Source organism: Phytohabitans sp. LJ34 (assembly GCF_052068095.1).
Lineage (GTDB): Bacteria > Actinomycetota > Actinomycetes > Mycobacteriales > Micromonosporaceae > Phytohabitans.
This window is the reverse complement of the sequence record NZ_JBQHDG010000011.1, coordinates 43,579-55,545: the sequence shown is the minus strand read 5'-3', so window position 1 is coordinate 55,545 and position 11,967 is coordinate 43,579. Positions and strand designations below refer to the sequence as shown.

The 11,967-nt window shown below is 72.2% G+C and carries 9 protein-coding genes; 2 read left to right on the top strand and 7 right to left on the bottom strand.

Annotation, left to right across the window (positions count from 1 at the left end; genetic code table 11):
* Window positions 1–75: 75 nt before the first annotated feature.
* The 3 genes from ACTMTJ_RS20415 to ACTMTJ_RS20405 form a co-directional block, all read right to left on the bottom strand.
* Complete coding sequence (locus ACTMTJ_RS20415) at window positions 76–732, bottom strand: response regulator (protein ID WP_441218857.1); 657 nt, start codon at window positions 730–732, stop codon at window positions 76–78.
* The gene (locus ACTMTJ_RS20410; RefSeq protein WP_441218855.1) at window positions 729–2,006 is read right to left on the bottom strand and encodes a sensor histidine kinase; all 1,278 of its coding nucleotides are present in this window, start codon (window positions 2,004–2,006) and stop codon (window positions 729–731) included. Before ACTMTJ_RS20410 ends, ACTMTJ_RS20415 begins: the two co-directional genes overlap by 4 nt.
* 1,520 nt (window positions 2,007–3,526) lie before the next feature.
* Window positions 3,527–5,143, bottom strand: coding sequence for a DUF885 domain-containing protein (locus ACTMTJ_RS20405; protein WP_441218853.1), 1,617 nt, complete (start codon window positions 5,141–5,143; stop codon window positions 3,527–3,529).
* Between the two features lie 160 nt (window positions 5,144–5,303).
* Here ACTMTJ_RS20405 and ACTMTJ_RS20400 point away from each other — a divergent pair, with 160 nt between their 5' ends.
* Window positions 5,304–6,260: a lysylphosphatidylglycerol synthase transmembrane domain-containing protein gene (locus ACTMTJ_RS20400; protein ID WP_441218851.1), complete on the top strand. Its 957-nt coding sequence runs from the start codon at window positions 5,304–5,306 to the stop codon at window positions 6,258–6,260.
* A 3-nt stretch (window positions 6,261–6,263) separates the two neighbouring features.
* On the opposite strand, the gene ACTMTJ_RS20395 is transcribed toward ACTMTJ_RS20400, so the two are convergent.
* From ACTMTJ_RS20395 to ACTMTJ_RS20380, 4 genes are read right to left on the bottom strand one after another with little or no spacing between them, the layout of a single operon-like run.
* The gene (locus tag ACTMTJ_RS20395; protein ID WP_441218849.1) at window positions 6,264–6,908 is read right to left on the bottom strand and encodes a response regulator; all 645 of its coding nucleotides are present in this window, start codon (window positions 6,906–6,908) and stop codon (window positions 6,264–6,266) included.
* A 1-nt stretch (window position 6,909) separates the two neighbouring features.
* A complete protein-coding gene (locus ACTMTJ_RS20390; protein WP_441218847.1) occupies window positions 6,910–8,082 on the bottom strand; it encodes a sensor histidine kinase in 1,173 nt (390 codons plus the stop codon).
* 24 nt (window positions 8,083–8,106) lie between these two features.
* Window positions 8,107–9,828: an insulinase family protein gene (locus ACTMTJ_RS20385; RefSeq protein ID WP_441218845.1), complete on the bottom strand. Its 1,722-nt coding sequence runs from the start codon at window positions 9,826–9,828 to the stop codon at window positions 8,107–8,109.
* A complete protein-coding gene (locus tag ACTMTJ_RS20380; protein WP_441218843.1) occupies window positions 9,825–10,802 on the bottom strand; it encodes a hypothetical protein in 978 nt (325 codons plus the stop codon). Before ACTMTJ_RS20380 ends, ACTMTJ_RS20385 begins: the two co-directional genes overlap by 4 nt.
* Window positions 10,803–11,025: 223 nt before the next feature.
* On the opposite strand from ACTMTJ_RS20380, the gene ACTMTJ_RS20375 reads away from it, so the two are divergent.
* Entirely contained in the window at window positions 11,026–11,961 is a 936-nt protein-coding gene (locus ACTMTJ_RS20375; protein WP_441218841.1) for a hypothetical protein, read from the top strand.
* Window positions 11,962–11,967 lie beyond the last annotated feature (6 nt).

The window sequence follows — 11,967 nt, the reverse complement described above, 5'->3', positions numbered from 1 at the left end:
ACGCTATGGAGGCCGGACCGCCGGCGCGTCCGACGTGGGATCGATCGTCGAGGTCCCCCGCGCGACGGACCCGGGTCAGCCGCCCGGCGTAACGACCCCGTGCTCGTACGCGAACACGACGGCCTGGGTGCGGTCGCGCAGGCCCAGCTTGGCGAGCACCCGGCTGACATGGGTCTTGACGGTGGCCTCGCCGAGTACGAGCGTGTCGGCGATCTCGGCGTTGGTCGCACCGCCGGCCAGCAGCACCAGCACCTCGTGCTCGCGGGGGGTCAGCTCGGACAGCCGTGCGCCGTCGGAGCGGGTGCTCCCGCCCCGCTTGGTGAACGTCGCGATGACCCGGCGGGTGATCTCTGGCGCCAGCAGCGCGTCGCCGCGGGCGACCACGCGGATGGCGTCAACCAGGGCCTCCGGCGTTCCGTTCTTCAGCAGGAAGCCGCTAGCCCCGGCTTGCAGCGCGGCGAAGAGGTAGTCGTCGCGGTCGAACGTGGTGAGGATCAGCACGGCCGGACCGGCGTCCGCGGCCACGATGCGGCGGGTCGCCTCGAGCCCGTCGACGCCCGGCATCTCCACGTCCATCAGCACCACGTCAGGGCGGGCGGCGGCGGCGAGCTCGACGGCCTGCGCCCCGTCGGACGCCTCCCCGATCACCTCGATGTCCTCCTCGATCTCGAGGATGACCCGGAACCCCGTCCGCACGAGCTGGTGGTCGTCGACCACCAGCACCCGGATCACGCCGGCACCGCCTGGTTTTCGGCGAGCGGAAAGCGTGCGCGGACCCGGTAGCCGCCGCCGGAACGCGAGCGGGCCTCCAGCGTGCCGTCATGCGCGGCGACCCGCTCCCGCATGCCGATCAGGCCCAGCCCGACCCCGGCGGGCGCGCCGGGCGGGGCGCCGCTGCCGTCGTCGGTGACGTCGATTTCCAGCTCCGCGGCGTGGTACCGGACGCGCACGTCGATCGCGGAGGCGTTCGCGTGCTTGAGCGTGTTCGTGACCGCCTCCTGCACGATCCGGAACGCCGCCTGGGACAGTGACTCGGGAAGCGGCACCGGCTCACCGTACACACCCAGGGTCGCCGTGAGCCCGGCGTCGCGGGCGTTGGCGACCAGCTCGTCGAGACGGTCCACACCGGACACGCTGGGCCGTTCCTCCGCGCCGCCGGTCGCCCGCAGCAGGTTGAGCATGCGGCGCAGTTCGTCGACGGCGGTGCGGGCGCTCTGCTCGACGGCGGCGAGCGCGGTGCGCGCCTTGGCCGGATCCCGGTCCATCACCCGGCGCGTGGCCGAGGCCTGCACGCCCATCACCGACACGTGGTGGGCGACGACATCGTGCAACTCGCGGGCGATGCGCACCCGCTCCCCGATCACCGCCTGCTCCCCGACCTCCGCCGCCAACCGCCGCAGCTCCTGCGCCTGCACCTCCAGCTGATGCCGGCGGCGGGCCGAGGTCCACGCGGTCTCGCCGAAGACGTAGGCGAACCCGAAGAAGAGCGCGTTCAGCAGCACCCCGCTGGCGATGGCCGCGAGTAGCGGCTCCAGCGGACCGGCGGCGTCGGAGAAGGCGTCCTCCGGCAGGTCGGACGCGTCGAGGACCATCGCGACGGCCAGCCAGCCGAACATCGCGGCGATGATGGCGATCCGCACCCACCGGGCCCGCCTCCGGTCCCGGCCCCAGGCCCCGAGCGTGTAAATCGCCACATAGAGGGCGCCGTTGGACACCTGCTGCTCCGGCGAGTGGCGAATCTGCGCCACGATGAAGGCCGCCGAGATCACGATCGCCACCGCTTCCGGCCACCGCCGGCGCACCGTGAGCGGCAACGTGACCGCGAGCGGCCACAGGATCTGCTCCAGCCGGCTCGGTGGCGGGCCGATGATGAACGCGCCGGCGCTCGTCGCCAACACAAGGTTGAGCTGGGCGACCGCCGCGACCGCCAGCCCGACGAAGACGTCGTTGCGTCGCTGCTCCGCCGTCGGCCCGGGCCGACGCCACACCGCCGGTTCGATGCTCATGCCCGCGACGATGACACAGGCGCCGCGCCGGCCGCGAACCACCCAGCGAATGCGGCCTCGGTGTGCACGGTCAGCGATCCCGATCCGAAAGACGGAGATTTGAGCTACCGCGACGTTCGTCGTGGTTGCTGTCCGTTGCTCCCGCGGCCTCACCCGTCCGCTGTTGGTCGCGCTCACCAGTTGCTGTCGAGCTGCCCCGTTCGTGCGCCCGGGCGGCGGCCGCGTGCGTGGTTGCGGTTAGTTCGGCGCCTCCGGCAGGGCCTCGGGCTCCGGCCTTGTTGGTGGGTGGTTGCGGTGGGAGCCGTGCTTCGCATGCTGGCTGCGGCTTTGGGGGTGGCTGGCGGTGATGGGGGTCATGATCGGTGTGGTTGATATTTATGCATCGTCTGGAAGTAGATCTAGAGACCTTTCGGAGTTAGGGTCGCCGCGGTCTCGGGCTCGCTTCAAGCAGATTCGAGCTACCGCGATGTCCGTCGTGGTCCAGACCGCTGCTCCCGCGGCCTCACCCGTCCGCCGCTGGTCACGCTCACCCCGCGCGTAGTTCGTTTGTCCACAATGCCCCGTGCCGAAGCGACGGGCAACAGACCGGACAGATGCGCCGTCACCGCGAGTAACCGCCGCGGTGGCGTGAACGGTGTCCGGTGCGAGATCTTGGAGAGTTAGGGCGCTATTTCAACCCTAAGCGTTCTAGATCCAAAGCCCGACACCGCAGCTGGTGACGCTGTGTCAGGATGCTGGCGGTGGTCGGGGCTTGTCCCGCGGAGCTGGCAGTGGACGGCCGGGGGTTTCGGCTCGCCCGCGAGCCGCCGGCCGGGAGCGGTGCCCGCGGGAGCATACGGTCTCCAGCTGACGCGGACCTGGGAAGAATCCTGTCTCGGATTTGACCGTGCGTTGTGGTCGCCCTCGCGAACCCTGACTCCGAAAGGTCTTTCGAGACCCTTCGGGGTCGGGATCCCCTCGAAACAGGTTTCCCGGGTTGTGTCAGCACCGCCGCTCCCGCCGGAGTCCGCTGCGGCCGGCGGCTCGCAGCGCTCGCCGAAACCCCCGGCCTCCCCTGCCGGCTCCGCGCGCCAAGCCCAACCCCGCCGCGGCCCACCGGTCCTCAACGGCCTCCCAAATTCCCGTCTGGACGGGTATATGGGAGCCCTTCACAGAATTCATCCCCAAGAGGGCTGCCCTCTTGGGGCCGGGCCGGGCCGGGCCGGGGCGGACCGGGGCGGGTGGACGTGACCAGCGGCGGGTGAGTGAGGCCGCGGGAGCAGCGGTCGGGACCACGACGGTGTGCCGAGGGGGTCTGTATGGGTCGCATGGTTATGCGCTTCGTGGCATCTCTGCGAGAGGACGGAGGCCGGGGCTTGCACCGCGGGCCCGGCAGTGGACGGCCGGGGGTCTCGGCTCGCCCTGCGAGCCGCCGGCCGGGAGCGGTGCCCGCGGGAGCATACGGTCCACAGGTGACGCGGACATGGGCAAATATGTCTACAGCCACTCACGAAGGGCGAGACACCCCGACTCCGGAAGCTTCATAGCAGGTCTTCCAGCGTGTCCAGCGGGAGCGGCCCGTGGGCGAGCACCTCGTGGTGGAACGCGCGGATGTCGAACGCCGGGCCGCGCGCGGCGCGGGCGCGGTCACGTAGCTGGCGGATGCGCAGGCGCCCGATCATGTAGGCCAGTGCCTGCCCTGGCATCGCGATGTACCGGTCGACCTCGTTGGCGATGTTGGTCTCCGACAGCGCGGTGTTGACGCGCATGTAGGCGATGGCGTGTTCGCGGGACCAGCCGAGGTGGTGCATGCCGGTGTCGACCACCAGGCGGCACGCCCGCCAGGCGTCGAACGACACCATGCCGAGCCGGCTCAGGTCGTTGGTGTACAGGCCCATCTCGTCGCTAAGTCGCTCGGTGTACAGCCCCCAGCCCTCGCCGTGCGCGTCGAAGAACGCGAAGCGCCGGAACCGCGGCAGGTCGTCGCGGGACTGGGCGACCGCGATCTGGAGGTGGTGCCCGGGAACGCTCTCGTGGAAGGCCAGCACCTCGTACTCGAACCGCGGCCGCAGGTCGGGCCGGTAGGTGTTCACCACGTGCGCGCCGGGGCGCGAGCCGTCCGCGGCGGGGGCGACGTAGTAGCCGAGCACCGAGTTTTCCGCCTCGGCCGGATCCATCTCGCGCACCACGCACGGCGCGATGTCGTAGCTGGAGAACCAGTCCGGGACCGCCTCCTCGGCCCGCCGCAGGGCGCCCGTCACGGTGTCGACGATCTCCCGCGCGGCGCCGAACCGGAGCCCGGGATCCTCGCGCAGCCGCACGAGCACCTCGTCGACGTCGCTGGTCCCCAGCGTCCGGCCGCCGCGCTCGGCGAACTCCTCTCGCAACTCCGCCACCAGGTCCAGGCCGATCTGGTGGATCTCCTCCGGCCCGAGCTCGGTCGTCGTGTAGGCGCGGACCAGGCCGAGGTAGGCGTCGGTGCCGCCGGGCACGTGGCACAGCCCGACGCGCTCAGCGGCCCGGCCGACGGGCAGCAGGTGCTCGGCGAGCGCCGTCCGGAAGCGGGCCAGCGCCGGACGTACCCCCGAAGCGACGACCTCGGCGACGCGCGCGTCCGGTCCGGCCGCCGGGCGCAGCAGCGGGTCGCGGTCGACAGGCGTGGCGAGGTAGGCGTCGACCTGGGCTATCGCCTGGCGTACGCCGAGCTCGGTGGGAAACCGCCCGTCGGTGGCCGCCTGCCGGTACCGCTCGGCGTGCCGGTCGAAGAAGCCGCTGAGCTTCTCGAGCCTGGCCAGGTACGCCTCGCCGGAACCGGTCCCCACCGGCACGGTCGACACCACTTGTGCCAGCGGCCCGGCGATGCTGGCGGTGACGGCGACCTCGGTGACACCGCCGCGCAGGGTCTGCCGCTCGTCGTGCAGCAGCCGGCTCAGGATCGCGTGGCTGATCCGGTCTTCCCGGTCGAGGGCGTCGCGGTCGACGGTGGCGAGCTCCGCGGCGAGCCGGGCCAGCTCGGCCTGCCGCCGCTCGGCCGCGGCCCGACTCGGGTCGGGCACCTCCGCGTCGTATCCGGGCACGCCGAAGACGGCGGCTTGGAACGGATCGCCGGCGAAATGCAGGCGGAAGTACTCCTCACCCAACCGGCCCAGCGTGTCCATCGGTGCGGCTCCCATCATCCAGACCGGCCGGACCCACCCTATGCCGGCACGCGGTTATGGCGGGGCATGCCGGCCGGGGGCGCGTCCATCGACCGGTGGACGCCGGGTTCCATCGGTCGAGCCTGTCGGCGGCGGCACGGCGGCGACCAGCATGAATGCTATGAGAAGCCGAATGCTTCTGGCCCTGCTGCCGCCCGCCGCGGTCGTCGGCTACGCGATTTGGAAATGGCCGTCGCTGGTCTCCGCGGGGCGTGCTCTCGCCAATGCCGACCTGACGTGGCTTGCCGTGGGCGCCTGCGCCATCGCGCTGACCTACGCCGCCGGGGCGGCCAGCCAGCAGGGCGCTGTGGCGCTTGCGCTGCCGCGCCGCCAGCTGTTCGTCAGCCAGCTCGCCGGCGTTTGCGTCAACGCTTTCCTGCCGGCGGGGCTCGGCGCCGCGCTCGTCTCACACCGGTTCCTGCGCCGGCGTGGCCTCTCCGCCCCCGACGCGTTCACCGCTCTGGCGCTCACCAGCGTCGCGGGTGCGATCATCCACGCGACGGCTCTGGTGAGCCTGTGCCTGATCGCGCCCGACCGGTTGCCGGTCTGCCGTCCCGACCTGGGCACGCCGCATGTACTGGTGCTGTCGGTCGTGGCCGCGGCTGTCGTGGGCTCGGTGGCGTGGGTCCTTGCCAGCGCGCGTGGCTCGGTGCTGCGGGCCCGCGTGCGCGAACAGGTCGCCGCCGTGCGCGCGACGCTGACGGACCGGCGGCAGGCACTGTTGCTGTGGGGCGGCTCGGCGGCCGGGCCGCTGCTGCACACGGTCACCGTCACCGCGGTGCTGCACGCGATCGGCCGGCCGCTGCCGGTGCTGGACGTCCTCGTCGCGTACCTCGCCGCCAGTGCGGCCGCCGCGCTGGTGCCGTCACCGGGCAGTGTGGGGAGCCTCGACATCCTTCTCGGTCTGACGCTCACCGGAGTCGGCGCGGACCCGCAGACCGCCGTGACCGCGGTGCTCGGATACCGGCTGCTGGCCACGTGGCTGCCGCTGCTGCCCTCGGCGCTGGCCCTGGCCCACCTCCACGGCGGCGCGCGGGCGCACCCGCGACGCGACGCGGCGCTCGCTCAGGCCGGATGACGACTACGGGAGCGGGCGGGTGATGAGGCCCCGTTCGAGGGCGACGACCACCGCGTGGGTGCGGTCGCTGACGTCGAGCTTCGCGAAGATGCGCAGCAGGTGGGTCTTCACGGTGGCCTCCGCGATGACCAGCCGCCGGCCGATGTCCGCATTGGACAGTCCGTCCGCCACGGCGTTGAGCACGTCCACCTCCCGCGCCGTCAGCGCCACCGGGGCGGGTTGCCGCATCCGGGCCACCAGCCGCTGGGCGACCCGCGGCGCGAGCACGGTCTCGCCCCGGGCCGCCGCACGGATCGCGTCGACGAGCTGCTCGCGCGTGGTGTCCTTGAGGAGGTAGCCGATCGCGCCCGCTTCGACCGCCCGCTCGATGTCCGCGTCGGTCTCGTAGGTGGTGAGGATCAGCACCCGGGTGCCGGGCCCGCGCGAGACGATCTCGGTGGTCGCCTCGACCCCGTCGAGTACCGGCATCCGCAGGTCGACCAGCGCCACGTCGGGCCGGAGCCGCTCGACGAGTTCGACCGCTTCCCGGCCGTTCGCCGCCTCGGCGACGACCTCGATGCCCGGTGCGGAGGCGAGCAGCGCGACGACCCCGGCGCGCATGACCGCGTGGTCGTCGACGACGACGATGCGGACCTTGTCGTCCGTCATGTCACCCCTGGCCGTTGGTGGGAATCGTGGCGAGGACCCGGGTGCCTTCGCCGGGAGAGCTGGTGACGACGAGTTCGCCGCCGAGCTCGGCCAGGCGCTTGCGCATGCCCTCGAGGCCAAAACCCTGGGATGTCGCCACGGTGAAGCCGCGCCCGTCGTCCGTGATCTCCAGGTCGATGCCGTCGGGCCGGCGCGCCAGCACGACGCCCACGGTCGTGGCGCCGGCGTGTTTGCGGACGTTGGCCAGCGACTCCTGGGTGCAGCGCAGCAGCGCGATGCGGGTCGGTTGGTCGCATGCGAGATCGGGCAGGTCCGCGTCGACGGCCAGCCCGGTGTCTTCGGCGAACCGGTCCAGGGTCCGGCGCAGCGTCTGGGCGATCGAGCCCGCGACGGTGCCGCTCGGGGGTGCGGACCCGACGAGCACGCGCGCCTCGGCGAGGTTTTCCCGGGCGGTCTGCTCGATGGACAGCAGCTGGCGGGCGGCGCGGTCCGGCGCGGTCGCCAGGCCCGCGCGGGCGGCCTCGGCCAGTACGACGATCGACGCGAAGCCCTGCGCGAGGGTGTCGTGGATCTCCCGGGCCATCCGTTCACGCTCGTCGGCGGCGCCCTGACGCTGGTGCGCCTCGGTCAGCCGCCGCTGGGTGGCGGCCAGCTCGGCGCGCAACCGGTCGGTGCGCGCGGCGTTCTCGTCGAGAATCCGGTGTACGAGCAGCCCGAGCCCGACACCGACGGCGTAGCCGAGGACGGTGAACAAGGCGTTGCCGGTGACCAGCCCGTGCCGCAGGGCGCCGCCGGCCACGGTCAGCGCGGCGGCGGCCCCGCTGACGGCTACCGCGTTCCGCGGGCCGCGCGCGAGGAGCCAGAACTGGGGAAGCGTCGCGATGAACAGGGCAGCGCCACCGCCGAGCAGGTACGACATCCCACCCAGGCCGAGAGCCAGCACCCCGAGGTACGCGGGCGGACGCAGCACGGGATTGCCCGGGAACACCTGGACGATCCCATAGCTCACGCCGAGCGTGGCCAGCAAAGCCAGCGACGAGTACCGCGTGGCGGCGGATTGGTCCCACACCGCGACGACCGGCGGGCCGAGCCCGAGGAGCACCCAGGCCGCGGTGTACCCCCGGTGCAGCGCTCGCGAGCGGTACCGGTCCCCTTCCCGCGACCGTTGATCCATTCCCGCCAGCCTACGCGGGTCCCCTTACTGGAGCGCGGCTTTGTGCCGCCGCCAGACGAACGCGGCCCCGAGGACGAACGCGATCGTCGTCACCAGCGTGCAGCCGAGCATGGCGTACGCCACTGGGTCGCGCAGGATCGCGTCGTCCGGGTTCTGCGGGTCGGCGCTGGCGACCGCGGCGCCGCACAGCGCCGTCAGCGCCGCCGTGATCGTGGCCAGAACGAGCAGTACCACGGCGCCGGGTGACCATTGGGCCGGCCGTTTCGCCGGGACGGCCGGCGGCGGCGCCGCGGGTGCGGGCGGCTGCGGGATCGCGCCCGGATCCCGCGCGGGCATCCACACCACGTTGGCCGGGGGCACGCTGGCGTCGATGTGCGCGATCAGGCCCGGGGGCAGGTGATACAGCGTGGGCTCGACGCGCACCGAAACGCCGTCGAGGCCGATGAGTTGGCGGCCGCCGTCGGGCCAGGCCACGGCGATCGCGCATTCGGCGTAGCGCACGGCGGCGACGCCGTCGGCGTGGACGACGCTGACCCCTTCGGCGCCGACGACGAGCGCGATGTCGTCGCTTTGCCGGGACGCGTAACGCTGCCCGGCGAGCGCGGCCGTGGAGCTTGTCGGGGCGGGTGTGTAGCCGGCCCACCGCGCGTTGAGCCCAGCCGGGACTTGCAGCAGCGCGGCGCCGGTCGCCTCCACCGCCACCGCTGTTATGTCGTCGACCGTGACGCCGCGTACCTCGTCGACCAGGGCCTCGACGGCCGGGTTGGGATATCCGGTGAGCGCGTTCATAGCCGCCGTCGGAAGCCGCGCCCAACCGTAGTCCTCGTGGCGCAGCATCTCCTCCACCTTCGCGCGCACACTGTCCAGATCGGACTGTTCGATGCGACCGACCCGGAGCCTGGCCAGCACGTCGACGAAGCCGCCGAGCACCGCGTCCTGCTTGTCGGGCAGCGCGTCGGCGAGCGCGGTGACGGTGCAGAAGCCGTCGCCGCGCGGCTCGTAGTTGGTGCTGGTCACGTAGGAGTAGCCGCCCTCCTGGCGCAGGCTGCGGTACATCTCCCGCTCCAGCACCGCCGAGAACATCGAGGCGGCCATCCGCCGGCGGACCACGGTGTCGAAGACGACGCCGTTCACGCGTTCGTTGAAGTACGCCGGCGTGGTCGGCAGCGCGGACGAGGGCCGGGGCACCGGCCGGCGGACGCCTTCGGGAAGGCGAAGGCGCAGACCCGCGGGCACCTGGGCCGAGGTGATCCACAACACGGCGTTCTGGCGGGTGAACCATGTGGCGGCCCAGCGACGGACGTCGTCGGTGCTCAGCCTGTACAGCCCCATCTCGTCGTAGCTGACCAGGCCGTAGCCCTGCGCGCCGTAGCGCCACAGCGGCATGGAGTCGGCAACCCCCACGCTGCGTCCGGCCGCCTCGGTGCGAAGGATGTCCTTTTCGGTCTCCAGCCGCCCCACCGGCAGGTTGCCGAGCGCATCGCACACTCCGGCCAGGTACCTGACCACGTCTTCCTCGGAGCCCTCCATGTGGAAGTGGGTGACCACCGAACCCGTCGCGCCGTTGTAGTGGTAGTCGCTCAGGCCGAGGTGAAACAGCGCGAGGTGTTCGAGCAGGTGGGTGACGCCGGCCGTGGCGAGAGTCTCGTCGGCCCGCCCCACCCGGAAGGTGAGGCCGGCCATGAGCGGGCCGCTCTTCGGCGCCAGGAGCGTCTGTACCCCGTCGACCGACGTCTCCCGGATCATCTGCGGAACCCGTTCTGGAACGCGCGGTCGCGGTGGGCGACGAACTCGGTCGGCCCGTCACCGAGGTAGTCCCACGGCGACTCGGCGGCGAGGTTGCCGTGCGCGTAGAGCGCGTTGAAGTGCGCCGCCGCGGCCGGGTAGTTCTCGGCCAGGCTGAACGCCATCGCGAACGAGCTGTGCGCCTCCACCCAGCCGACCGCCGGCCGGCAGGCCGGGTTGAGCACCGAATGCCCCGCCGCCCACAGCAGCTCCTGCTGGACCTCCGGACGCCGCAGGTACGTCGCCGCGGCCTGCTCGCCGTCATCGCGATCCAGCAGCAGCCAGTGCTCGATATGCGCGTCGGCGACCACCGCACCGTTTACCGAGCCAGGCGGCGAGGCCTTGGTGCAGTCGACCGCGAACCGGTGCATCGCCTCGTACGAGCCGCTCCACTTGGGGCACAGCTGCTGGACCATGGCGGCCTGTGCCTGGTGCAGCCGCGGTGCCACCTTCATGACCGCGTCGTACCGGCGCCGCGCCTCGGCCTGGCCAAGGCTGAGGCCCCGCGCCGTGTGCAGGCGCTCGACCCACCCGCTGGCGTAGCCGGGATGCCGCGCGGTCACCTCGATGAGGATCTGCTCGGCCCGGTGCAGGTGCTCGTGAAACCCCTTCCACTGCTCGGCGCTGACGTGCCGGGCCCAGCCGCCCGTGCGGATCGCCCAACCGTCCTCGACGAGCCGCCACGCCAGCAGAGTCCCGGCCGGCGCGGAGGTCGGGTTGTGGGCGAAGACCTGTTCGACGAAGCCCCGGTCGGTCACCCTGGCGACGCCGCGCAGTGCGTCCAGGTACACGGCCGGGTCCGTGAACCGGGCGAGGCCGGCGTCGACCGTCCACCAGTCGTGCGCCTTCGCGGCGTCGCGGAGCGCGCGAGCCTCAGGAAAAGCTGCGAGAGGGTCGAAATCGGGCGTACGTAAGGGGGCGACGGGAGCCGGCACAGCGGCGAGCATACGGCCTGCGGATCACGCTATCCCGCAGCCCTTGCAAGTCGCGGCCGAGCGGTGGGTACGCGGGGTTGGCGCGGCGGGGTCCGGCACAGGTGACGGGGAACCGCCGTTGTTTACCGCCGGGACCGGCTACCAAACAACCGAAACCGGTGCTGACCTGGTATTTCAAGGGGCTCACGCCGATGAGCCTTCGTACCCCGAAGAGGTGGTTGCCATGGCAGAAATCGACGAGCCCACCGACCGGCGGCGGCTGCTGCGCCGCATGGGCACGCTCGCGGCGGGTGCCGCGGGTGCCGGCGTCGCGGGCGCGGTGGCCGCGACGCCCGCCCGGGCGGACGACGGCCAACCGGTCCTCCAGGGACGGGTCAACGAGGCCGGGGGCACGACCGTGATCAGGAGCCACGGCCCGAACGCCCCGACGTTGGAGCTGTTCAACACGTTCGAGGACGCCGTCGGCACCGGCGGCGGCGGCGCGGGCCCGTCGCTGCGTCTCCGACCGCTCAGCGACTCGCTCTACGACGAGGCACCGGCCGGCTCGCTCAGCGCCGACCGGCTCGGCATCCCCTGGGTGTCGATCCAGGCGTTCCAGGAACAGACACACTCCTATCAGGTGCACACGGACTTCAACTCGACCACCACCGTGCCGGTCGTCCCGACCCGCGTGGTCGACACCCGCGGCGCGGCCGGCCGCACTCGGATCCTCAACAGCTCGGCGCTGGACAGCGCCGGCCGGCTGCTGAAGGGCCAGACCATGTACGTCGACCTCGGCGACATCGCGTTCTTCCCGGAGGCGGTGCTGCTCAACGCCACGGTGACCGGTCAGGGCGCCGCCGGCTACCTGACCGTGCACGCCTACGGCAGCGCGCGTCCGGGCGTCGCCAGCATCAACTACTCACCCAACGAGAACCTGTCCAACTTCGTCTTCACCGCGAGTGGCGAGGGCTGGCCGAGCCCGGACGCCGCCATCTCGGTCTACACCAGCCAGCTCACCCACGTCGTCCTCGACGTGGTCGGCTTCGTGGTCGGCACCGGCGGGGTCAACCCGGACATCATGCCGGGCGCGCTGGCGTCCGCCGGCGGCGCCGCTCCCACCGACGCGGCGAGGCGGCGCGAGCAGGAGATCCGAAAGCGCAAGCCAGCCTGGAAGTAGCAGCCT

Coding starts and splice junctions, on each gene's coding strand:
- ACTMTJ_RS20410 (WP_441218855.1), bottom strand. CDS start 2,006: ATGAGCATCGAACCGGCGGTGTGGCGTCGGCCCGGGCCGACGGCGGAG.
- ACTMTJ_RS20395 (WP_441218849.1), bottom strand. CDS start 6,908: ATGACGGACGACAAGGTCCGCATCGTCGTCGTCGACGACCACGCGGTC.
- ACTMTJ_RS20385 (WP_441218845.1), bottom strand. CDS start 9,828: ATGATCCGGGAGACGTCGGTCGACGGGGTACAGACGCTCCTGGCGCCG.
- ACTMTJ_RS20400 (WP_441218851.1), top strand. CDS start 5,304: ATGAGAAGCCGAATGCTTCTGGCCCTGCTGCCGCCCGCCGCGGTCGTC.
- ACTMTJ_RS20375 (WP_441218841.1), top strand. CDS start 11,026: ATGGCAGAAATCGACGAGCCCACCGACCGGCGGCGGCTGCTGCGCCGC.
- ACTMTJ_RS20405 (WP_441218853.1), bottom strand. CDS start 5,143: ATGGACACGCTGGGCCGGTTGGGTGAGGAGTACTTCCGCCTGCATTTC.
- ACTMTJ_RS20390 (WP_441218847.1), bottom strand. CDS start 8,082: ATGGATCAACGGTCGCGGGAAGGGGACCGGTACCGCTCGCGAGCGCTG.